The sequence below is a fragment of the Paenibacillus sp. IHBB 3054 genome, from assembly GCF_051594305.1.
Taxonomy (GTDB): domain Bacteria; phylum Bacillota; class Bacilli; order Paenibacillales; family Paenibacillaceae; genus Paenibacillus_AQ.
Genome location: NZ_JBOFBG010000001.1, coordinates 559,815 through 584,364, shown reverse-complemented (window position 1 = coordinate 584,364; position 24,550 = coordinate 559,815). Strand labels below are relative to the sequence as shown.

The 24,550-nt window shown below is 48.6% G+C and carries 17 protein-coding genes; 16 read left to right on the top strand and 1 reads right to left on the bottom strand.

Annotated elements, in window-relative coordinates:
• The first annotated feature begins 63 nt into the window (after positions 1–63).
• The 7 genes from ACQ76X_RS02895 to ACQ76X_RS02865 all read left to right on the top strand — a co-directional run bounded on the left by ACQ76X_RS02895 (position 64) and on the right by ACQ76X_RS02865 (position 7,223).
• Positions 64–993: a MerR family transcriptional regulator gene (locus ACQ76X_RS02895; protein ID WP_438491367.1), complete on the top strand. Its 930-nt coding sequence runs from the start codon at positions 64–66 to the stop codon at positions 991–993.
• A 194-nt stretch (positions 994–1,187) separates the two neighbouring features.
• Positions 1,188–1,856: an iron-sulfur cluster repair di-iron protein gene (gene ric, locus ACQ76X_RS02890; protein ID WP_438491604.1), complete on the top strand. Its 669-nt coding sequence runs from the start codon at positions 1,188–1,190 to the stop codon at positions 1,854–1,856.
• 197 nt (positions 1,857–2,053) lie between these two features.
• On the top strand, positions 2,054–2,752 hold the full coding sequence (locus tag ACQ76X_RS02885) for a hypothetical protein (RefSeq protein ID WP_438491365.1): 699 nt from the start codon (positions 2,054–2,056) through the stop codon (positions 2,750–2,752).
• Positions 2,753–2,978: 226 nt separating this feature from the next.
• The gene (gene nirB / locus ACQ76X_RS02880; protein ID WP_438491364.1) at positions 2,979–5,405 is read left to right on the top strand and encodes a nitrite reductase large subunit NirB; all 2,427 of its coding nucleotides are present in this window, start codon (positions 2,979–2,981) and stop codon (positions 5,403–5,405) included.
• A 25-nt stretch (positions 5,406–5,430) separates the two neighbouring features.
• Positions 5,431–5,772: a nitrite reductase small subunit NirD gene (nirD, locus tag ACQ76X_RS02875; protein ID WP_038594983.1), complete on the top strand. Its 342-nt coding sequence runs from the start codon at positions 5,431–5,433 to the stop codon at positions 5,770–5,772.
• Between the two features lie 29 nt (positions 5,773–5,801).
• Positions 5,802–6,593: a formate/nitrite transporter family protein gene (locus ACQ76X_RS02870; protein WP_342436383.1), complete on the top strand. Its 792-nt coding sequence runs from the start codon at positions 5,802–5,804 to the stop codon at positions 6,591–6,593.
• Positions 6,594–6,734: 141 nt separating this feature from the next.
• Positions 6,735–7,223: an NUDIX hydrolase gene (locus ACQ76X_RS02865; protein ID WP_438491361.1), complete on the top strand. Its 489-nt coding sequence runs from the start codon at positions 6,735–6,737 to the stop codon at positions 7,221–7,223.
• Positions 7,224–7,375: 152 nt separating this feature from the next.
• Here the strand turns inward: ACQ76X_RS02865 and ACQ76X_RS02860 are convergent, their stop codons facing one another.
• Positions 7,376–8,095 (bottom strand): Crp/Fnr family transcriptional regulator, encoded by a 720-nt coding sequence (locus ACQ76X_RS02860; RefSeq protein ID WP_379140765.1) that lies wholly within the window; start codon positions 8,093–8,095, stop codon positions 7,376–7,378.
• A 350-nt stretch (positions 8,096–8,445) separates the two neighbouring features.
• On the opposite strand from ACQ76X_RS02860, the gene ACQ76X_RS02855 reads away from it, so the two are divergent.
• The 9 genes from ACQ76X_RS02855 to adhE all read left to right on the top strand — a co-directional run bounded on the left by ACQ76X_RS02855 (position 8,446) and on the right by adhE (position 24,484).
• Positions 8,446–10,752 carry a glycoside hydrolase family 65 protein gene (locus ACQ76X_RS02855; RefSeq protein ID WP_438491359.1) on the top strand — a complete coding sequence of 769 codons (2,307 nt, stop codon included), beginning with the start codon at positions 8,446–8,448 and terminating at the stop codon, positions 10,750–10,752.
• Positions 10,749–13,709: a beta-phosphoglucomutase gene (gene pgmB, locus ACQ76X_RS02850; RefSeq protein WP_438491357.1), complete on the top strand. Its 2,961-nt coding sequence runs from the start codon at positions 10,749–10,751 to the stop codon at positions 13,707–13,709. The genes ACQ76X_RS02855 and pgmB overlap by 4 nt, the downstream gene beginning before the upstream one ends.
• A gap of 84 nt (positions 13,710–13,793) precedes the next feature.
• Positions 13,794–14,597 carry an alpha/beta hydrolase gene (locus tag ACQ76X_RS02845; RefSeq protein WP_438491355.1) on the top strand — a complete coding sequence of 268 codons (804 nt, stop codon included), beginning with the start codon at positions 13,794–13,796 and terminating at the stop codon, positions 14,595–14,597.
• Between the two features lie 170 nt (positions 14,598–14,767).
• The gene (locus tag ACQ76X_RS02840; protein ID WP_438491354.1) at positions 14,768–16,561 is read left to right on the top strand and encodes a cache domain-containing sensor histidine kinase; all 1,794 of its coding nucleotides are present in this window, start codon (positions 14,768–14,770) and stop codon (positions 16,559–16,561) included.
• Between the two features lie 16 nt (positions 16,562–16,577).
• Positions 16,578–17,900: a response regulator gene (locus ACQ76X_RS02835; protein WP_438491352.1), complete on the top strand. Its 1,323-nt coding sequence runs from the start codon at positions 16,578–16,580 to the stop codon at positions 17,898–17,900.
• Between the two features lie 114 nt (positions 17,901–18,014).
• A complete protein-coding gene (locus ACQ76X_RS02830) occupies positions 18,015–18,938 on the top strand; it encodes a carbohydrate ABC transporter permease (protein WP_438491350.1) in 924 nt (307 codons plus the stop codon).
• A 1-nt stretch (position 18,939) separates the two neighbouring features.
• The gene (locus ACQ76X_RS02825) at positions 18,940–19,812 is read left to right on the top strand and encodes a carbohydrate ABC transporter permease (protein ID WP_038594969.1); all 873 of its coding nucleotides are present in this window, start codon (positions 18,940–18,942) and stop codon (positions 19,810–19,812) included.
• Between the two features lie 134 nt (positions 19,813–19,946).
• Positions 19,947–21,419, top strand: a complete 1,473-nt coding sequence (locus tag ACQ76X_RS02820) for an ABC transporter substrate-binding protein (protein ID WP_438491348.1) — start codon at positions 19,947–19,949, stop codon at positions 21,417–21,419.
• A 443-nt stretch (positions 21,420–21,862) separates the two neighbouring features.
• Positions 21,863–24,484 (top strand): bifunctional acetaldehyde-CoA/alcohol dehydrogenase, encoded by a 2,622-nt coding sequence (gene adhE, locus ACQ76X_RS02815; RefSeq protein WP_438491346.1) that lies wholly within the window; start codon positions 21,863–21,865, stop codon positions 24,482–24,484.
• Positions 24,485–24,550 lie beyond the last annotated feature (66 nt).

The window sequence follows — 24,550 nt, the reverse complement described above, 5'->3', positions numbered from 1 at the left end:
GGAAATAAGCTATTGACTGTTCCCTTGGGTATTAGCTTATTTTATTACAAGGAGGTGTTATTAATGAAAATAAGTGCGATTATGGATATTACGGGCCTTACCAAAAAAGCAATAAACTATTACGAGGAAGAAGGGTTAGTAAGCCCTCATGTTAATCCTGAAAACAATTATCGGGAGTATTCGCAAAGTGATGCCGATGTATTGGTGCAAATATCTGTTTTGAGACAATTTGATGTACCCCTGAAAGATATCAAAACAATGATATCGAACCCTCAAATGTTAAAAGATTGTTTAGAGCAACACTTGGTAAGACTTGACAGTGAGATCAAAAGACTTGGAAAAAGTAAAAATGTGCTTCAATCCAGCCTGAGCAGTTTTGATTCTGATGAGATTGGACTTCTTCAATTAACAAAACAACTATCGGTTCTGAATAAAACTCTTGAGCTGGATGAGCGAAGCAGAGAGGGCTTTATGAAAAAGCAGATTGAGCGTATTTTTCCAGGGAACTTTGGGAAGATGTTGATCATGCAATACAGTTCTTTCTTAAATGAACCTATAGATACGCCGGAAAAAGAGGAAGCGTGGATTTCCATAATTAAATTCTTAGATGAAGTCGAAGTTATAAAATATCCTCAAGAAATAGTAGACATGTACGAAAAGCTGACAATTAAAGATATTGAAAAGTATGAAAAACATATTAATGACTATATCGAGAATTGGCTTACCATAACAGACGAGGGAGTTGTAAACGAACGAGAGAAAATTTCTGATTATATTCACCGATTAAAACACGATCCTGACATGCAGGCAGAATATATAAAATTGACAAATTTATCGGAAGGGATGCGGGGATTGATGAATGAAATTGGATATTATGATAAGTTTGTTGAAAATCTAAAAATTCTAAGCAAAACGTTTTGTGCTTATAATGAAAAAGTGGAAAAGCTTTCGGAATTTTCAAAGTTATCAAATATTACATTTGACGTTCAATAAAATTTTATATATTCAGTGCGTTCAATCACTAGCTTGGGCCTCTCTTGGCGTTAAGGTGGAAGGGTAACAGAAACCAATAACGTAAGGGAGGGGCCATTATGACGGCCAATCAATTCAATAATACAATTACAGGAACACAGGACAATGCGGGGAGCCATTCTGCGGCAGCGCCTATCCAGTTTACCGGAGCGGACATGGTCAGAGATATTGTACTGCAATTCCCTAAGGCGGCAGATTATTTCAAAGGACAGCGGATCGATTTCTGCTGCGGGGGCGCAAAGCCGCTGGCCGAAGTGGCAGCTGAGAAAGGGCTTGACCCGGAGACCCTGCTTGCAGATCTGCATAAACTGCTGAAAGAGCATCCGGTGCTTGATGTAGACACTGCCTGGAATGAGGCATCTTCCGCTGAGCTGGTTGAGTATATTGTAGGCAAGCATCACCGGTACTTGCGCGAAGAGCTGCCCTTGATCAGTCAGAATGTAACCAAGGTATTCCGCGTCCATGGCGAGGATTCTCCGCATCTGGGTGAAGTTTACCGGTTGTTTAACCTCCTGAGGGAAGATTTGCTGCAGCATACAGCGAAGGAGGAGGAATCCGAATTCCCTAAGATGCTTGCCTACTCCGAGAATCCGAGCGAAGAAGGATTGGCCGAGCTGCGCGGGCTGCTGCATACGCTGGAAGAAGAGCATGACGGAGCCGGTGAGATTTTGCGGGAGCTCCGCAGAGTTACGAACGACTTCACTCCGCCAGAGCATGCCTGCACAACCTATCGCCTGACCTATGCCCGCCTGGAGGAGTTAGAGGGAATGACCTTCGAGCATGTGCATCTGGAGAATAACATCTTGTTCCTGCGTTATCAGTAAAATAGAGCATGCTGTTCTCAAAGTCCCTGCGGGGACTTTTTTTCTTCTTCACCGCTTCGCTGCCTGATTAACTCCCGAAATTTATCGTTTGAGAACAAAGCTAGTTTGCGTTATTCTTAAAAGATAGTATACATAATGACTAAAGACCTGAGAGAATGATTGAGGTTATGATCGGGCGGAAGAGGGCGGTGCCGGGAATGTCCACGAAATTTCTGTGGCGTTTATGGGTAGGTTTAATTATCATTGCGACGCTAGGCGGATGCTCGGCATTTGGTTCAGATGCGAACGGAAACAATGCCGCAGCCGGGGCTGCAGGCCCTGCTTTTTCACTAATGGCCGGTGATAATGAGCTGGCAGGGAACTCAGGGAGACAGCTCAGCGAAGCATACAAGCCAGGAATAACGCTTATAGAGCTGCTGAAGAGTAGCGGTGTCGTTACTTTTGCCGAAGACGGATTTAGCATACTGGCAGTCAATAAAATTTTTCTTGCCCCGGACATGATCTGGCAGATTCAGCTTGGCGGCAAAATCATAACCGATTGGAATAGTCCAGTCTCGCGGGAGCAGGCGATTGTTATTACTGCGAAGCCGGCAGCCGGAGATGCCCCGCTTCTGCCCATTATTCTTACAGTGAACGGCGGGAGTGAGCAGCCTGAACTGACACATTCACATATTTTATCTTATAGCGAAGACCTGTCTGTCCGGGGTCTGCTGAAGAGCAGCGGAATTGTTCAGTTGGCGGAAGACAACAAGACGGTACTCACGGTCATGGGGTACACGCCGCTCACCAGTGAAGACTGGAAGCTGAAAGTGAACGACAAGACGCTGCTTAACAGCGGAATTGATATGAAGCTCAGACCTCAAGATGTACTCGAGATTTCACTGGTTCTCCGGTAAGATGATAAGTATCATAGCCAGATTTCCTTAATGCAAGAGGTAGCATAAGGGAAGCTGGCTATTTTTCTTTCACCAAAAAACCTTACATACGCTGGCACAAAAATATGTGAAAAGATTCACATTTATTGTGATTTGAATCACAAATGCTCTTCAAATTTAAAACGTATAATTTTGTTATCAGATATGTATATGAAGAAATCCAGAAGCATTGAGGAGGGTCTTAACAGTGACCGTGGAGAGAGAAAAGTTAGTTTTGATAGGGAATGGTATGGCTGGCGTAGGCACTATCGAACAGATCCTTAAGCTTGGCGGCGCTTATGATATTACGATCTTTGGAAGCGAGCCTCATCCCAACTACAACCGGATAATGCTGTCCTATGTCCTCGAAGGAAGCAAGAGCATTGAAGATATCATTCTGAACGACCGCCAGTGGTACGAGGATAACAATATTACTCTGCATACTGGAACCACTGTTGTCCGGATTGATGAAGCCTCCCGTCAGATCATTACAGATAATGGAATGTCGGTTCCTTATGATAAAGTTATTATTGCAACAGGTTCAAATTCATTCATTCTGCCGGTACCGGGCAGCACAAAGGATGGAGTTGTAGGCTTCCGTGACATTGCGGATTGCGACGCCATGCTGGCTGCGGCACAACAATACCGCACAGCGGCGGTGATTGGCGGCGGACTGCTTGGTCTTGAAGCAGCCAAAGGACTTGTGAACCTCGGTATGGATGTTACCGTTGTGCATCTGCTGGAGGATTTGATGGAGCGTCAGCTTGACCATACTGCTTCCTCCATGCTTCAAGCTGAGCTTGAGCGCCAGGGCGTGAAGTTTGCTATGGGCAAACAGACGGTTGAGCTGACCGGAGAGGAACGGGTAAACGGCCTGCGTTTCAGCGATGGAACCGAGCTGCAATCAGATTTTGTAGTGATGGCGGTCGGAATCAAACCGAATGTCCAGCTGGCTAAAGACAGCGGCATCACGGTTAATCGCGGAATTGTCGTGAACGATTATCTCCAGACCTCGATGGCGAATGTCTATTCTGTAGGAGAATGTACAGAGCACCGCGGCACTTGCTACGGGCTGGTAGCTCCGCTGTTCGAGCAGGGGATGGTGCTGGCGAAGCATTTGTGCGGCGCCTCCACCCAGCCGTATGAAGGTTCTGTCGTAGCCACCAAGCTGAAGATCTCCGGAGTGGATGTCTTCTCTGCCGGTGATTTCACTGAAACAGCGGAGCATACCGTCATTTCGGCTAAAGATGAATGGAAGAGAACCTATAAGAAAATTCTGCTCAGAAACAATATTATTGTCGGTGCAGTCCTGTTCGGCGATGTGACTGAGTCTGCCAGTCTGCAGAAGCTGGTCAAGCAGGGCACCGAAATGACCGACGAAATTTATGGCGAAGTAATGGGCACGGGCTGCTGCGGCGGAGGCGGTGCAAAAAAAGGCTTGTCAGTCGAAACGATGGCTGATGAGGAGATCGTCTGCGGCTGCAACGGCGTGACCAAGAAGGCAATCGTTGATGCCGTTACGGAGAACGGTTTTACCACGGTAGACGAAATTAAAGCCTGCACCGGAGCTACCCGCTCATGCGGTGGCTGCAAGCCGGTTGTCGAGCAGATTCTGCAGTTTGTTCTCGGTGACAGCTTCCAGGAAAGTGCGAAGCAGGGGATCTGCGGATGCACCACCTTGAGCCGCGATGAGATTGTAGCAGAGATTACCGCTAAAGGACTGAAAACGACCAAAGAGGTTATGAATGTGCTGGGTTGGAAACAAGCGGAAGGCTGTTCCAAATGTCGTCCGGCTGTGAACTATTATCTTGGCATGATCTACCCGGATACCCATGAGGATGAGAAGGAATCGCGGTTCGTCAACGAACGGATGAGTGCGAACATCCAGAAAGATGGTACCTTTACCGTTATTCCACGGATGTACGGCGGGGTAACTACACCGGAAGACCTGAGACGAATTGCCGATGTTTCCTTGAAATATAACGTGAAGGTTGTAAAAGTGACCGGTGGTCAGCGTCTGGATCTGGTCGGTATCCAAAAAGAGGATGTGCCTAAAGTATGGGAAGAGCTGGATATGCCTTCCGGTTATGGCTATGCGAAATCGCTTCGTACGGTAAAAACTTGTGTAGGTTCGCAGTTCTGCCGCTTCGGGACACAGGATTCCATGGGTATGGGAGCTTTTATTGAACGTAAATATGAACGCCTTGATTTGCCGGCCAAATTCAAAATAGCAGTCAACGGCTGTCCGCGCAACTGTGCGGAATCCTGCACGAAGGATATCGGCATCGTCGGCAACGACGGTGGCTGGGAAGTGTTCATTGGCGGCAACGGCGGGATCAAACCGCGGATAGCCGATGCCTTCTGCAAGGTGAAAACCGATGATGAGCTGATCGAAATCTGCTCCGCCGTGATTCAGTACTACCGTGAAACCGGGAACTACCTGGAAAGAACCTCGGAGTGGGTCGAACGCATGGGACTGGAAAATATCCAGAACGTGATTCTGAACAATGAGGACAACCGCAAGGAGCTGGCTGCAAGGATTGATTTTGCCCTGGCTCAGGTAACTGATCCTTGGAAAAAAATGCTGAATGACGACAGCACCCGCACCGCGCTGTTTGAGAAGGCAAGAGTCTAATCATAACCCAAAAGGAGAGAGAACAATGGATAGCGCAAAACAAGAATACGCCGTAGGACCGGTACAGAGTTTCCTGCCGCAAATTGGACGTGTTGTAACAGCCGGGAATCTGGAGCTGGCCATATTCCGCACCTCGGACGGAGCTTTCTATGCCGTAGAGAACAGCAGCCCTCATCCCAAGGGTGGGCCTCTCGCTGAGGGAATCGTATCGGGACATTATTTGTACGATCCGCTGTATGACTGGAAGATTGACCTTCGCAGCGGCGAGGTTCAGGCACCAGACCACGGTACAGTAGCAACCTTTCCCGTTTCTCTGGACGGAGATATTGTGAAAGTCAGCCTGCAACAGGCAGTTTTTCAAAGCTAAATTAAGATGAGGAATGGCGGGGTGGAGAGATGTTTACGCAAAGTGTCGAGAACATCGTAGAAACAGCAGTAGGCAAACGCGACAAAATGAACGAGAGTCTGCCGAGGTATTTTCTGGCTGCAATATTGGCCGGGGCTTACGTTGGGATCGGAATCATTCTTATTTTCTCACTCGGCGCACCGCTAGCGGCGGCCAAATCTCCTTTTCAGCCGCTTGTGATGGGCACCTCCTTCGGGATTGCACTGACACTGGTCGTATTTGCCGGATCTGAGCTGTTTACCGGGAACAATATGTTTTTTACCGTAAGTACGCTTGCCGGAAGAACCAGTGTCTGGGATACGGTAAAGAACTGGATTATTGTATTTGTCGGCAATGTTGCCGGTGCGGTCATTCTGGCGCTGCTGATTCAAGGAACGGGTCTGTTCAAGGCAGCTCCTGCTGAGCATCTGATCTTTACCGCTGCCGCCAAAAAAATGACACTGCCCTTCTCGGAGCTGTTCTTCCGTGGTATCCTCTGTAACTGGCTGGTCTGTCTGGCCTTGTGGATGTCCTCGCGTGCGAAAAGTGAAGCAGCGAAGCTGGTGCTGATCTGGTGGTGTCTGTTCGCCTTTATCGCCAGCGGATATGAGCACAGTGTGGCTAACATGACACTGCTAAGCGTAGCCGTACTGCTGCCGAACCATCCGGAGACCATCAGCATTGCCGGCTGGCTGCATAACATGATTCCCGTCACCCTGGGCAATATCATCGGCGGTGGTGTGTTTGTAGGTATGGCCTATTGGCTGATCTCACCGGTGCGTGCTGCCCGAGGCAAACGTTAAGGTACGGAGAAGTTTTGAATAGCAAGCAACTATAACTGTCTTGTGGGTCATAGCCCGCAGGACAGTTTTTTTGTTAAACTGTATCTGCACGGGGACTTTACATTAAGTCATATTGTTATATTTTACAGGGAGAGATCTGCGATGAAGAGCTTCAATCATTTTGGGGTTTATGGAATTTGTGAACGCGAGGGCAGGCTGCTGGTCATACATAAAGGAAGAGGGGCTTATACCGGAAGATATGATCTTCCCGGGGGAAGGCTGGAGGAGAATGAATCGCTGGCTGATGGGCTGGTCAGAGAATTTATGGAGGAAACCGGGTTGTCTGTCAAGGTGAGAGACAGTTTGGGCACCTTTTATTTTTTTGTGCGCTATCAGGAGAATGACTTTACACATATGCATCACATCGCAGCACTGTACACTGTGAATATCACGGACCCTCAACATGCTGCTACTATCGGAGTATTCGCGGAGCAGGATTCACTGGGGATGGAGTGGGTGGATCTGGCAGCCATTACGCTGGATTCGGCTTCACCGGTGGCGGTGCTTGCAGCGGGTTGGCTGAGCGGAGGCAGTTTGTCTCCAGAGGCTGGATATTATGGGAAATGGGAGATGAAAAAAGGCTCCAAGTAGTACAGCTTCACTAATGGAGCACTGCCTCAAGGTAATACAAACGGAAAAAAAGACGCCCGCAAGGCGTCTTAGACCACTCTATCTTTATTGTGAAGAAAATTTGGGCCCTATATGTTTCATTGAGGAGAATAGAGGGTATTATTACAAGGAAATTAAATACGGCAAATTTCGTTCGGACATAATTCACAGTGGCAGATTTCCTGCAGCATGCCAAGATCTTTAATTACGATCATGCCGTTTTCGTATTCCACAGCGTCTTTCTTGCGAAGGTCGCTCAGCATCCGGTTGACACTCTCACGGGTAGCACCGATCATGTTGGACAGATCCGTATGCGTGATTTTTTTGTTGATCAGAATGTTGTCGCCGTTCTTCTCGCCATAAGTGTTGCCGAGGCGGATCAGCGTCGAACAAAGTGCGCCAGGCTTGCCGTACATCATCAAATCACGGAATTTCGTCTGGGTGAGACGGTGGTGAATGCCCATCCATTTCATAAAGTCAATGGCGAAATCACAGTGCTGGCAGATCAGAATCTCCAGATCCTTCTGCTCAATCACACCAACCTCGCTCTCCTCAATCACTTCTGCGGTGAAGCTGTGCTTCGTGCTGAAGAAAGGGTCTGCTTGACCTACCATGTCACCAGCCTGATACATATAAAGAATAAGTTCCTTACCCTCGTCAGTAGATTTGGTCAGTTTAACACGTCCACGTTTGATATAAAACAATTTATCCGAGTAGTCGCCTTCCCAAAACAAGTGAGATCCTTCAGGGACCATGCGTTCTTTCATTGTGACAAGAAGTCTGTTGAAGTTCTGTTCGGAGAAACAGTTTGTATTCCCGTGGGCTTCGATAACATTATAATGTTCCTTGATCATAATCGACATCCCCTTTATTCCCTCAGTTTTTCAGTAAATTTTAAATTAATTATACCTTGAAATCCCTCATTATGGGTAAAAATTTTCGCCAAAAAGTGTCGAATTTTTAACATTGTGATAAATTTCACTTCAAACGTGTGAGATTTAATATGCATTTCAGGGCTGCTCAGCTTTATTGATCATATCCTAAACTGCAGGATTCCTTCAACTCCGTAAAAATGCACATAACTCCATTACAGGCAGACATTGGCCAAGATTCTCCGGAAAGATACTCTTGAAGTGAGCGTCCGGCGTTTCCTCTGAGCACAGGAGGACATGTGGATACAACTCGGGAGAAGGAGAAATCAAACATGGCAAAAGTGGCGGATAAATATTTAAAGGTCGATCCATGGGCGATCATTGAAGATGGGTTTGACCCGGAAAGGAACCGTACCTCGGAATCGATTTTTTCACTGGGCAATGAGTATATGGGTGTGCGTGGTTTTGCAGATGAAGGTTATAGCGGTGATTCACTGCCTGGCAGCTATTTTAATGGTCTGAACGAGCAGCAGGAGATTGGCAATCATTATAAGGGTATTATTCGCTCCTTGCGCTACATGGTAAATGCAGTGGACTGGCTGTACACCCGAATTACTGTGGACGGAGAGGTTCTGGATCTTGCAAAAAGCAAAGTTTCGGAGTTCAGCCGCAGACTGGATTTTCAGAGCGGGACGTATTGCCGTGAGTTCATCTGGCATCTGGAGTGCGGGAAGGATCTGAAAGTAACATTCACCCGGCTGGTCAGCATGACCCTGTCCCATCTGGGGCTGCAGCAGGTTGCCTTTCAGCCGCTGAATTTCTCGGGGACCGCAGAAGTGTGCACAGGGCTTGATTTTAACATGATTCATGAGGAACGCGGGAAGAGTATGTGGAAAAGCCTGCGCAGCGGGGTGGAAGACGGCGTCACTGCGATTATGGCGGAAACGCTGACTACCGGCAATAAGCTGTTTAGCAGCTTTGTCCTGCAGTCTTCGCAGGTGATTAATGCTGTGCGGGTAGAACGGGATCGATTTATTGGCCAGCAGTTTACACTGGAGCTGACCCAAGGGAAAGCCGTGCATTACACGAAGCTTGCCGTCAATTGCACGGATAGTGACTCCTCACGGAGCGAAGATAGTCTGTGGGCAGAAGGAATGGAGCTTGCGGTTACGGCAGGCAGACTAGACGAGCAAGCAGTATTCTCCGAACAAAAGACCTACTGGAGCGGCATCTGGCAGACCAGCGATATCCGCATCGAAGGTGATCCCGAGAACCAGCAGGGCATCCGCTTCTGTATCTTCCAGCTCTACCAGACATATCACGGTGACCATCCCGGCTTTAATATCGGCGCCAAAGGCTTAACGGGCGAGGCTTACCGTGGTCTTGCCTTCTGGGATACCGAGTCCTACTGTCTGCCGTTCTATATGTTCAATAATCCCAAGGCAGCCAAAAGCCTGCTCGAATTCCGCTATAAAACGCTGCCGGAAGCGATGCTGCGCGCCAAAGACGTAGACTGCGAGGGAGCCTGCTATCCGATTGCCACGATTGACGGGACGGAGAGCTGCGACCTGTGGCAGCATTCTAATCTGCAGCTTCATGTTGGCACTGCCGTTTCCTACGGTATCTGGCATTATGTGAAGAATACGGGCGACCGAACCTTCCTGTACAGCAAAGGTGCAGAAATGCTGATCCAGATCAGCCGCTTCTATGCTACGCGCGGGCAATGGGGACAGCGGAGCGGCGAATACGGTTATTTCGGTGTCATGGGTCCTGATGAGTTCCAATTGATGGTGAACAATAACTGCTATATCAACCTGATGGCCCAAAAATTGTTCGAATACACGCTGGAAACGGTCGCTGAAATGAAAGAGCAGGTACCTGATACGTTCGCCGAAGTGATGGCCAAGACGGGATTGCGTGACGAAGAATTAGCGGACTGGAGCCTTAAAGCGCAGCATATGCGGATTCCCCTGGACCCGAACAGCGGGATCTATGAGGAGCATGACGGATTTTTCGATATGCCGCATATTGATATTCACTCCATACCTGTCAGGGATTTTCCGCTTTACGCGAATTGGTCCTATGACCGTCTCTACCGTTACGACATGATCAAGCAGCCTGATGTGCTGATGTTCATGTTCCTGTACAGCGGGCAGTTCTCCAGAGAAGCCAAAGTGGCGAACTATGAATATTACGAACCCAGATGTATCCATGAGTCTTCACTCTCTCCTTCGATCCATTCCATTCTGGCCAGTGAAATCGGTAAACATGAGGAGGCTTATACCTTCTTTGAATTTGCCACCCGGCTTGATCTGGATAATTATAACCGCAACACCCGTGAAGGCCTGCACACCACTTCAATTGCTGCCGCATGGATGAATATCGTATACGGATTTGGCGGTATGCGCTCTGATGGCGATTGTCTGAGCTTCCAGCCTTCGCTTCCGCAGCGCTGGACCTCTTACAGCTTCCAGGTGATGTATGAGGGAGTGCTGCTGCGCATCGAGGTCACGAAGGACACGGTAAGCTTTAAAGCTGTGGATGGCGGAAGTACGGAGATTGTTGTCTATGGACAGAAGCTGAAGGTGGATGCTGCCGGCACAGCGATTCCGCTGGGTGAAGGGATGTTGGCCGGATGAGCTGGACAGTAGCAGAGCATGACTTCGACAAAAGCAAGGTGACAACGAACGGAAACAAATATATGACCGGCAACGGCTATATGGGTTACCGCGGTACGCTGGAGGAATTCACCAAGGAGCAGCTAACAGCTGTAACTCTGGCCGGATTGTACGACAAATCCGGCGAGCAATGGCGAGAGCCGGTGAACGCTCCAAACGGTCTGTTCGCCAAGCTAAGCTGCAATGGCCAGCCGCTTGGAGTTCTGGATGCTGATCCGCTGTCCCATTGTCAGGAGCTGGAGTTCCGCAACGCTGTCCATCGGCGGGAGACTGAATACGGTATCCGCGGCGGCAAGCTGACCTTCACGGCCGAACGGTTTGTCAGCATGGATCAGCTGCATTTGCTGGCAGGCAGGCTGATCCTGCACAGCACAGCAGATTGCCGTCTCGAGATTGAGACCGGCATCGACGGAGAGGTGTGGGATATTAATGGCCCACATCTCACGGAGAGAAAAGAACAGTGCAAGGCAGGGACAGCCCTCTCCACTGCCATAACTGGTGAGCTGAAACTGCCGGTAGCTGTCGCGGAAAGGGCAGACTTCACCTTTGATGTTCAGGAAACAGCCGGGGAAGGTGCCATGCGTGTGATTTCTTTTGATGCGAAGGCGGGAGAAACCTATGAATGGTTCAAATATGTCGCGGTTTATACCGGGCTTGATAACGCTGGCGATCCGGCAGCGACAGCGGAGCAGGAGGTCCTGACCGCGGAAAAGGCAGGCTACGAAGAGCTGCTCAAGGCTCACTGCGCAGTTTGGGAGGAGCGGTGGTCACGCTGCGATTGCCGGATTGAAGGTGATGAGGCGGCCCAGTTTGCGCTGAGGTACAGCATTTATCAGCTGCTGATTATTGCACCCACCGAATCGGAGAAGGTTTCGATTCCGGCGCGGGGTTTATCCGGGCAAGTCTACAAAGGTGCCGTGTTCTGGGACACGGAAATGTTCATGCTGCCCTTTTTTCTGCATAGCGATCCCCGGATTGCCCGCAATCTGATGATGTACCGCATCCATACGCTGGATGGAGCGCGCCGCAAGGCGGCGGAATACGGATTTCTTGGCGCTTTTTATGCCTGGGAAAGCCAGGACAGCGGAGACGATGCCTGTACACTATTTAATGTAAATGATGTATTTACCGGCCGCTCGATGCGGACGTACTTCCGTGACAAGCAGGTGCATATCAGCGCGGATGTGGTGCACGGGATCTGGCAATACGTAACGTTTACCGGAGATGACAGTCTGCTGGTGGACGGTGGGGCAGAAGTGATCTGGGAATGTGCCCGCTTCTTCTATTCTTATGCCTACTATAACCCGGTCAAAAAACGGTATGAGATCCTCGATGTTACCGGCCCGGACGAATATCATGAGCGGGTGAACAACAACGCTTTTACAAACGCGCTGGTGAAGGAGACACTGGAAATCGCCCTGCGGGTTGTGCAGTTGCTGCAGGATAAATATCGCGGGCATTACCCGGGACTTGCAGCATTGTTTGCGGATGGACCTTTCGTGGCGGAATTTAACGAGATGCTGGAGCATTTTTATGTTCCACAGCCTGATCCGGAGAATCTTGTGATTGAGCAGTTCGACCGTTATTTCAAATTGGAAGAGGTGACACTTTCCGAGCTGAAATCCCGGGTCATCAACAAAAATGAATATTGGGGCGGCGGCAGCGGGCTGGCCACAACCACGACTATTCTGAAACAGGCTGATGTTGTGTTGATGCTGAATCTGTTCAAAGCTACCTTCTCTAAGGAAGTGAAACAGGCAAACTGGGAATTCTATGAGCCGCGCACCGAGCATGGCTCCAGCCTCAGCCCCTGTATCTACGCACTGGTGGCCGCCGACATCGGCTCGCCTGATTGGGGATATCCGTATTTCATGCGTACAGCCACGGTTGATCTTACCGGGGAGTCGAAGCAATATGTCGGTGACCTCTACATCGGGGGAACCCATCCGGCCGCGAACGGCGGCGCCTGGATGGCTGCAGTACTCGGCTTTGCAGGGGTACAGTTTGACGGTGAAGTGCTGCGCCTAAATCCGGCGCTGCCGGGACCGTGGCAATCTGTGGAATTGCCTGTGATTCTGCGAGGCGGCCTCTTTATACTGCGGATCAGCCGAAATGAAGTGGCCGTCACTGCGGCTGCGGACAACCGCGAGCCATTGGCCATCAGCGCATTTGGCGGCGGGGACATGTCATGTCTGCCGGGTGCCAAGCTCCGTCTCTTGAATAGCGCAGCTGCCAGTGAGCAGGAGAGGAACGGGCAAGGAAAGTTCATTAGAGAGGAAAGAAAACAAATGCTGGAACATATGAAAGGCGCAATCTTTGATCTCGACGGTGTGATTGTGGATACGGCCAAATATCATTTTTTGGCCTGGCGTTCACTTGCCGAGGAGCTTGGCTTCGTGTTTACAGAAGAACACAATGAACGGCTTAAGGGGGTAAGCCGGACGAGATCGCTGGACATCCTGCTGGAAATCGGCGGCATGGAATTCAGTGAAGCGGAGAAGCTTGCCATGGCAGACAAGAAAAACCGCCTGTATGTAGAGTACATCTCTGGTCTGAATGAATCTGCACTGCTGCCCGGCGTTAAGGAATACTTGAACAGCCTGAGAGCGCGTGATGTGGCCATTGCCCTCGGTTCAGCTAGCAAAAATGCCGCGTTCATTCTCGATAAGCTGAACATTGCCGGATTGTTTGATGCGGTTGTTGACGGGAACAAGGTAACCCTTGCCAAGCCGGACCCGGAAGTATTTCAAACCGCCTGCAAGGAGCTTGGTTTGCAGCCCGGCGAGTGCGTGGTGTTCGAGGATGCAGAGGCTGGCGTTGCAGCAGGCAAAGCGGCAGGGATGCTGGTTGTCGGTATCGGTAAACCGGAGGTGCTGAAGGAAGCCGATCTGGTGGTTACCGGATTGCATGAACTGTAAGGCCTTGATAGACTAATGATAGAAGAGGATAAATTATCCTCCGTCTCATTATTCTATTATAGAAGGAAAGTATGAGGGATGCAGATGGAAACGTTGTTGTTATGGCCGGAGGGAGCTCCGGGAGCTCTGGGAAGTAGCGATGAGGACAGTCCGGCGATTACGCCGTATCTGGTAGAAGGAAAGCACAATGCTGCGGTATTGATATGCCCGGGTGGCGGCTACGGCATGCGGGCATATCATGAAGGGGAGCCGTTAGCCGAGTGGCTGAATACACTGGGAATCTCAGCCTTTGTACTACGCTATCGTGTGGCGCCATATCAATATCCAAGAGCGCTGCAAGACGCCCAAAGAGCGCTGCGCACAATCCGCTTCCGTGCTGGCGAATACGGAATTGATCCCGGCAAACTTGGAATCCTGGGCTTCTCTGCCGGCGGCCATCTCGCTTCGACCACTGGAGTCTCGTTTGACCGGGAAAATGCCGGGGCGGCCGAACCTCTGGACCGTCAGTCCAGCCGCCCGGACTTTATGATCCTGTGTTACCCGGTGATCACTATGTACGCCGCGGCAGCCCATCAAGGCTCCAGAACCAATCTGCTCGGGGAGACTGCGGAGGAGGAGCTGGTCAAGCTGCTCAGCAGTGAACTGCAAGTAACAGCGGACACTCCGCCAACCTTCCTCTGGCACACCTCAGATGACGGTTCAGTACCTGTAGCGAACAGCCTGCTGTTCGCCGCCGCATTGGAACGTTACCATATTCCGTTCGATCTGCATGTATACACGCACGGGAGACATGGGCTCGGCCTGGCGCCTGAAGAACCTCATACCCGCACTTGGACAGAGGCATGCGCTTCCTGGATGCAACTGAACGGCTATACCAAACAGCGCTAATATTTAGCTATAAGGAAATGCAAGGGAACTTTAGGGAACTGTCCTGTGACAGTTCCTTTTTTGCCTGCCCACCGGAGAAATTGCATACAAATACCCATAATAAACTTTAAAATAAACATATGTAAGCGCTTATTCATTTGATATATTATTGAAACTGGAGGTGTATCCAGATGTTGTCTGCACTTATGAAGCCGCTCGTCAGGCTGAACGTTAAGCAGCAGCTGATCCTGCTGTTTCTGATTATGGTCTCACCTATACTGATCCTGAACAGCTACGGAAATTACAAGGCGGAGGAGATTTTGAAGCGGCATGTCACCAATGCTTATGTAGAGCTGAATAAACAGAATTTTGCAATCATTAACAGGGACATTGATACAGTAAACAAAATCACTACGACGGTCATCCAGAACCCGATCCTGCAGCAGCTGAATATGCAAGGGGATGATACGGTATTGGAACGGGTCGAACGTTATGAAACGATTGAAAAGCTCCTGGGGAGCTATTCACAGGGAGCCGAACACGGCGACGGAATCTTTTACTCTCTCTATGTGTACGATCCGGATAACTATTACTTTTTCGCACCCAACTTCCCGCAGGTGAAGAAAGCAGGCGTTTATTTTTTCTCCACAGGGGAGGAGCCGTATTGGTTCGATCAGGTGGTGCATGAGAAGGGCCGGGGATATCTCATGTTTACGGAAAGACTCAGTCCGCAGGCCGAAAATATGAAGACACTCACCTACGTCAGAGCGGTCAATAACATTTACAGGGGATCAGGGACGATAGGCGTGCTGGTGGTGACCAAGATGGAATCCAAGATCGGCGAATCGCTGAAATCCATCTCTCTGCCTGACGGAGAAATTTACTTAACGGATATGAGCAACCGTGTGCTGGCGTCCACTACAAATTCCACCGGTGAAGTGATTAAGCTGCCGGAGGGGGCAGAGAGCGGGGATCCCGAAGGGACACGGGATGTGATTACAGATGATTTCATTTATGTTGTAAACAATAATCATATGCTGGGGCAGAAGCTGGTTTATAAGGTTCCGGTAAAAGCGCTGCTGCAGCAGCAGAATGAAATGAAGCAGGTCATTCAATACATAACGGTCGCCTATGCGCTATTCGGGATTATCATCATCACCTATTTTTGGCGTTCCTTAATGACACCGCTGCAGAAGCTGGCCTTTTTCGTCCGGAAATTTGAACCGGGGAACCGTGTGCCCGAAACGCCCAGAAGAGGGACCAACGACGAAGTCAGCGTCCTGATCTCCTCGACCTATGATATGGCTCGCAGGTTAAACGGCTTGATTATGTATAAATACCAAATGGAGCTGAAACAGAAAGAATCCCAGCTGCAGCTGCTTTATCAGCAGATCAACCCGCATTTGTTGTACAACACGCTGGAGAGCATCTACTGGAAAAGCTCGCTGGAAGGTAACGTGGAATCGGCGGAAATGATCAAGGAACTATCCAAGCTGATGAAAATCAGCCTGAGCCGGGGCAGGGAACTGATTACGCTGGAAGAAGAACTGGAGCATGCCAGTGCCTATATCAAACTGCAGCAGCACCGCTATGATTATGTTTTTGCTGTCATCTGGAGAATAGAGCCGGACACCAAAAGCAATCTGATTCCCAAGATCACTTTGCAGCCATTGATTGAGAACGCCATCATACACGGTGTCAAAAACATGGATGAGGACGGAGAGATTATCATCAGCGCAAGCGCGCAGGATGACTTTATCCAAATCACAATTGAAGACAACGGATATAAGCAGGTCGACTATGAGGCGATTAGGCAGGTGCTGAACGATGAGAGCCCGAACCCTGCCAGCGGCTATGGCATCCGCAATATTAATCAACGTGTGCATTTGCATTTTGGTCCAGATTATGGAATCAGTTATACGCCGCGCCGGGAGGGCGGGACGGTAGTGACCGTCAAGCTTCCGAAGTCGGAGAATCAGGAATAGAGAGGAGAATCTGCATATGTTCAATATTTTGGTTGTGGACGATGAACCGCTCATTTGCAAAGGACTTAGCAGCCTGCTTGCTTCCTCTGGGCTGGATATCGGCCATATCTATACCGCAAGCAGCGGTTTTGAGGCGCTGGATTGCGTTCGCATGGAAGAGATTGATCTGCTTGTTACCGATATCCAGATGGGAGCGATGAGCGGCATTGAACTGATGCAGCATGCAAAGCTGGCGAAACCCTGGGTGCAGACCATCGTCATTTCCGCCCATGAAACCTTTCAATATGCCCAAATGGCCGTAAGGCTGGGAGCTAAGGATTATTTGATTAAACCGCTGAACAGTGAGCAGTTTCTCGACTCGGTACGCAATGTGCTGCTCAAGATGGATAAGCCATCACCGGAGCTGGCGACTTTAATGAGCGGTATCGGCGAAAGCTTCCGGCTTGAGGAGCCGCTTCCGGCATACAGTCAGCTATTGAATGCGCTGCTGGCTGATCCGGGCATTGTGATAGGCGATGAGGAAGGGATGCGCAAGCTGGATGACCTGCAGCTGAAGGGGCCTTATTTCTCGGTAACCAAGCTCAAACTCCCGGGAGTAGTACTGGGCAAGAAGTACAATGCCCGCGATAGCGGCTTGCTGCGTTACGGTGTGCTTAACATCGCCAAAGAGCTGCTGGATCAGGAGTGGAACTCCATTGCTTTTTATTCTCCTGGGGAAGAAATTACCGTTATCATCCAGTGGGATGAGAAAAGCTACGAGGAATCGGCGGCAGGCCAGGTGGGTAGGCTGGATATGCTCGGCCGCAGTCTGCATTTTAATATCCATAAATATCTGCATCTGAACGTGGTGATCGGGATCAGTCAGATTCTCAAGGGATTGTCGTTCATGGAGGTGCTGAACCGTCAGGCTTCCAAGGCTATTCTGTGGAACAAGGAACATAACGATCATTATGTGTTCTACTACGGAGATTTCAATTGGAACAATTATACCGCCGACCCCTCTGCAGAGGAGCTGCATACACGCAGCAATCTGATCGTGCAGAAAGCCAAGGAATATATCGACGAGAATTACGCCCAGAAGGGCTTGACCATTCACGAGGTGGCCAAAAAAAATCATGTCAGCCCCAATTATTTAAGCTATCTGTTCAAAAAAAATACAGGCCATAACCTGTGGGAATATGTTATTAAGCTGCGGATGGAGGACAGCCGGGAAATGATTCTGCATACGGACCTGCGCCGTTATGAGATTGCCGAGCGGGTCGGCTACGAATCACCGGAGCATTTCAGCAAGATTTTCAAAAAATATTATGGAATCAGCCCCAGTGAATTGAAGAAGTAAGAACGCTCACTACTTCGGTAGATATAGACATGTTCAGCCTCCCCCGCCTTTCCTACAATTAAGGTAGGAAGCACTTTGTCAAAGTGCTGAAGACGAAAGGAATGAGGGAGCAAGATGAACCAGACCGCTGCGTTACACGAGGAGCTGCCGGCGAAGCTCGAGAACAAACCGTACAAACAGAATCGCTGGAAAAAAAACTTTTGGGGCTATATGTTCCTCCTGCCAGCAATCATCATCTTTATCATGTTTATGTGGGTGCCTATTTTTAAAGGTTTTCTGTACAGCTTCTATACTGTAGATTTCGTTAAAGGCAATACCTTTGTCGGCATGGACAATTATGCGAGAGCCCTCACGGACCCCGATGTTCTGATTGCCGTCAAAAATACAGTCTACTATATGGGACTCTGTCTGGTTATAGGCTTTTGGGTGCCGATCGCTTTTGCTATCGCTATCTCGGAACTGAGAAAATTCGGTGGTTTTGTACGCGTTGCGGCTTATCTGCCTTATGTTATGCCGGCCGTAGTGCTATATGGGCTGTGGAGATGGCTGTATGATCCCGTGGGCCCGATCAATGCCTTGCTGGGCACGATGGGTGCAGACCACATCCCGTTTCTGACGGACAGCAGGTGGTCGATGATCTCACTGGTGTTCATGGAAACCTGGCAGCAGTTCGGCTCCGGGATGCTGATTTATCTGGCAGCAGTGCTCAGTATTCCACGCGACTGGTATGAAGCTGCGGAAATTGACGGTGCCGGTGTCTGGGCCCGTATCCGCCATATCACACTTCCTTCACTGCGCAATCTGATTATCCTGATGCTGATCCTGCAGGTCATCGCGACTTCCCAGGGATACCAATCACAGCTGGCATTGCTTGACGGCGGACCCAATAAGACGACGCTAACCTATGCTCTGCTAATTGTGAAGTATGCATTTACCAGACTGGATTATGGAACCGCGACTGCACTGGGCATGCTGATGTTTGTTGTCCTCGGCGGTTTGGGCATTTTACAGTTCAAGCTGAATAAGGAGGACAATTAAGATGAAGAGCGCAGAGAGAGGGATTCTTTCCGAACATGATTTGAAGAAAACAAGCAACAAAATCGTCTACGGAATTATGGTGTTTTTCATTCTGATTATGATCTTTACCATGCTGTATCCCATCCTGATGACGATGTTCAACGGCCTGAAATCCAATCAGGAGGTCAACTCGTTCCCGCCGCATTTTTTCCCCCAGGAATGGCATTTCGCCAACCTGAAAGATGCGCTGGATTACATTGACCTGCTGAAATTCCTCAGGAATACGATTTATATTTTTGTCGGGAATATGATTATGACCCTGGTCGTGCTCGGTCTTGCTTCTTTCAGTATTTCGCGGATGAATGTGCCGTTCAAGAGAGTTTTCTATTTCTTCTTCCTGATGACGCTGTTTATTCCGGCGACCAGCTATATGATCCCGAACTTTGTCAATCTTAAGGAACTCGGACTCTTGAACCAGTATGCAGCTTTCTGGCTTCCTGCCGGGGCGAATACGTTTTATTTCCTGCTCTTGAAGAACTTTTTTGACGGACTCCATCCTGAGATTTTTGAAGCTGCGCGGATTGACGGTGCCTCGGAACCGCGCAGTTTCTTCTCAATCGCCGTACCATTGTCCATTCCAATCTTCGCCACACTGGCAATCTTTATCTTCTCGACAGCCTGGAATGACTGGTTCTGGCCATCGCTCGTCATGCATAGTGAGGACAAATATACACTTGCGACATCGATCTATAAATATGTGATCAACGTCAAGGCGCTCAATACTAATATCAAGTTCGCTATTCTTTTTCTAGTCTCGCTGCCGCCAATCTTGGTCTTCCTGATTTTTCAGAGATTCATTATGCGCGGGGTGGCGCTGTCAGCGGTTAAGGGCTGAATCAGAATATGACTTTTTCTATGCAGAGATCGTAAACATGCACACATAAGGAATATAAATACACCTCGTTTGTAAGCGATTTCTCTTTTATGATGATTTTGTTAGCTAATTATGAATTGAAAAGGGGAGTTTCAATGCGTAAATATTCCAGCGTATTAGCCTGTCTCCTTGTGACCGGCTCGTTGTTATCCGCCTGCGGCGGTAACAATAACAACAACGGAAATGCACAGGGGAATAAGGGAGGGGACGCTTCACCGGCAGCTACCACTGAGACAGCGGATAAAACTGCTGCTCCAACGGATGCGCCCGTGGATGATAACACTCAGAGAAAAGTAACGATCAAAATTCACTATCCTACGCCTGACTTGACAGAAATGAGGGCACAGGAGGATGACCGGATCAAACGCTTCCAGGCAGAATATCCGAACGTGGAGATCGTTAAAGACGACTGGCAGTACAACGTAAGTGAAATCGGCGTGAAGATGGCTGCAAATGAAGCGCCGACCTTCTTCAACACTTATGCTACAGAAGCCAAATTCCTGATTGAAAAAGGCTGGGCTGCCGATATTACCGATCTTTGGAACAAATATGAATACAAGGATCAGATCAATCCGGTGCTGCAGAACCAGTTCATTATTGACGGTAAAGTCTACGGGGTAACACAGAAGGGTTATGTTACCACGACAATGATCAATAAAAAAATTCTGGATGATAAAGGTGTAGCGGTTCCTGCAATGGATTGGACCTGGGATGATATGCTGAATACAGCCAAAGGTGTAGCGGATGCCAAAAAAGGCATTTCCGGTGTCGCACCTATGGGTAAAGGCAATGAAGCAGGCTGGAACTGGACCAACTTCCTGTTCGAAGCGGGCGGAGAAATTCAAAAAGTTGAAGGAGGCAAGGTTGTTGCAACCTTCAATTCCGATGCAGGTGTGAAAGCGCTGGACTTCTACAAGAAGCTGAGATGGGAAGCGGAAGCAATTCCTCAGGATTGGGCGCTTGGCTGGGGTGATGCTGTAGGCGCATTCCAACAAGGACGTACGGCCATGGTAATGGCGGGTTCCGACGGAGTTATTGAGCAAGCGCTGAATCAAGGCGGATTGAAGCCTGCAGATGTGCTGACCTATCCGATGCCTGCTTTTGAAAAAGGCGGTAAGCATACCGGAGTACTCGGCGGAGACTATCTGGTCATCAACCCTAACGCTACAAAAGACGAGCAGGAGATGGCGTTCCGTTACATTACCTTTGATTATTTCTCCGATAAAGGTCTCGATGCGCTCGACGCTATTCTGCAGCAACGTAAAGCGGACGGCAAATACTTCATCCCGCCGCTTCTGGACTACTATGCTGCAGATTCCGAGTTTGGCAAGAAGACCAAAGCGGTATATGACAAGTATTCCGATATCGTGTACCAATATAACCCGGATATTATGGCCCTCTTGGACGGCAAACCGGAAGCACAGTACAATACTCAAGATTACTATGCAACCCTGTCCAATGTGATTCAGGAGCTGTTCTCCAAAAAAGGCACCGATTCCAAAGCGCAGCTAGATGCTGCTGCCAAAACTGTGCAGGAGAAATTCTTTGATACTATTAAAGTAGAGTAGGAAGTTTATAAAATGGTAATTTTTATAAATGAATTATAAAAAGCGGAAGAGACAGGGGACGCAGTTCCCCTGTTTTTTTGCTGTAAATAGTTCTCCAAAGGTTAGGTGAGGGAAGAGAAAAACAAGGATAAGGCGGGAGGAATGAGATAAAGAAATATAGATACAATTACCAATAAATAGAAAAATAATGCTTTATGGAGCCCTGTAACAGGTTAATACGGTTAGTGTCCTTATTTTGGTGTTCGCAGATTGGACAAATATAAGCGAATTTTACCATATAAAATGGAAATAATACCTGAATATGATTAAATGAAAGCGCTTTGAAAACAAATCAAAAAAAACTTTAAACTTTGTGAAAGATTTCACTTTAAATGTTGGAGAGGATGTGATAAGATAAATGTGTAGAGAAAAACAACCTAAAAATTGACAGGAGGACGAGGGAGATGGCAGTTAAAAACGAAGTCGCCGCCCAAGTGAAACAAACCACCGCTGAAGAGTATATTCAGATTTTGGTGGATAAAGCAAAGAAAGCTCAAGAAGCTTATATGGCGCTGGATCAAGAGCAAGTTGACACAATCGTTCATGCAATGGCATTGGCTGGGCTCGACAAGCATATGTACCTGGCAAAATTGGCTGTAGAAGAAACAGGACGCGGTGTATACGAAGACAAAATTACGAAGAACATCTTCTCAACTGAATATATCTGGCACGGAATTAAATACGACAAAACAGTAGGCGTCGTTGAAGATAATAAATATGACAGCTTCCAAAAAATTGCCGAGCCGGTCGGAATCGTAATGGGTATCACACCGGTAACCAACCCAACATCCACCACGATGTTTAAAGCACTGATTGCCGCTAAGACACGTAATCCTATTATATTCGGTTTCCATCCATCAGCGCAAGAGTGTAGTGCCGCAGCAGCAAGAATTCTTCATGATGCAGCTGTGAAAGCAGGCGCTCCTGAGAACTGTATCCAATGGATTGAGCTTCCGACAATGGACAAAACAAACGCATTGATGAACAATCCGGACGTCGCTCTTATCCTGGCAACAGGCGGATCTGCAATGGTTAAAGCGGCATACAGCTGCGGTAAACCGGCTCTCGGCGTAGGCCCTGGTAACGTACCTGCCTTCATTGAGAAGAGTGCGGATATCGACCAAGCGGTTACCGACATTATTCTTTCCAAGACTTTCGATAACGGTATGATTTGCGCTTCCGAGCAGGCTGTTATTATTGAAGAAGCAATTTTTGACCAAGTGAAAAAGAAAATGATCGCAAATGGTTGCTACTTTGTAAATAAAGAAGAAGCTGCTAAGCTGACCAACGGCGCAATGAATGTGGAAAAATGTGCGGTTAACCCGGCAATCGTAGGTCAATCCGCTGTGAAGATCGCTGAAATGTGCGGTATCCAGGTTCCTGCCGGAACGAAGATTCTGGTAGCTGAACTCGAAGGCGTTGGCACCAAGTTCCCGCTGTCCGCTGAGAAACTTAGCCCGGTTCTGGCTTGCTACAAGGTTAAGAACGCTGATCAGGGGATCGAACGTGCAGCTCAAATCGTCGAATTCGGCGGTATGGGACACAGCTCGGCTATCCATTCCAACAATGAAGAAGTTATCATGAAGTTCTCGAACCGTCTGCAAACTGGACGTATTCTTGTTAATTCGCCTTCAACACATGGCGCCATCGGCGACATTTACAATACTAATATCGCTTCGTTGACTCTGGGCTGCGGATCTTATGGACGCAACTCGGTATCGCAAAACGTAACTGCCATCAATCTGATCAATGTGAAAAGGGTGAACCGTCGTACCGTGAATATGCAATGGTTTAAAGTGCCTGATAAGATTTATTTCGAAAAGGGATCCACTCAATACCTGGCCAAAATGCCTGATATTACCCGCGTAGCAATTATCACTGACCCTATGATGGTTAAACTGGGTTATGTAGAAAGAGTAGAACACTACCTGCGTCAACGCCAGACCCCTGTAGCGATCGAAGTGTTCTCGGAAGTTGAACCGGATCCATCGACAACTACCGTAGAAAAAGGTACAGCTATGATGAACAGATTCCAACCGGACTGCATCATCGCACTCGGCGGCGGTTCGCCAATGGATGCTGCAAAAGGAATGTGGTTGTTCTATGAACACCCGGATGCTGACTTTAACGGTCTGAAACAAAAGTTCATGGATATCCGCAAACGGGTATACAAATTCCCTAAGCTTGGCAACAAAGCGAAATTTGTAGCTATTCCAACAACATCGGGTACAGGTTCGGAAGTAACCTCTTTCGCGGTTATTACTGACAAAACTACTGCAAATAACACTAAATATCCGCTTGCAGACTATGAGCTGACTCCGGACGTAGCGATCATCGACCCTGAGTTTGTATATAGCTTGCCTAAGACTGCTGTTGCCGATACAGGTATGGATGTATTGACACATGCGATTGAAGCCTATGTTTCCGTTATGGCGAGTGACTACTCCGATGGTCTGGCTATCAAAGCCATCCAGCTGGTATTCCAATACCTGGAGAAATCCGCACTTGAAGGCGACAAACTTGCCCGCGAAAAAATGCACAACGCATCGACGCTGGCTGGTATGGCATTTGCTAATGCATTTCTGGGCATCAACCACAGCTTGGCGCACAAATGGGGCGGTCAATACCACACGGCTCATGGACGTACCAATGCCATCCTGATGCCGCACGTTATCCGTTACAATGCCAAGAAACCAACGAAGTTTGCTGCGTTCCCTAAATACTCGCACTTTGTAGCTGACGAACGTTATGCAGAAATCGCCCGTATTCTGGGATTGCCTGCACGCACTACCGAAGAAGGCGTAACCAGCCTGATCAATGCAATCCGCGACATGAACAAAAAATTGGGCATTGAAGAGTCGTTTCAACAACTCGGCTTTGATCCTAAGGATTTCGAATCCCGCGTAGACTATCTGGCTGACCGTGCATTTGAAGACCAATGTACTACTGCCAACCCTAAATTGCCGCTGGTTACTGAACTTGCTGATGTATACCGCAACGCATTCTACGGAAGATTCGACAACTAATTGGTGATTGCTTAGCAAAGGATAAGGTTATAGGTTAATATGGAAGGGGATGGTAGTGACAAATAT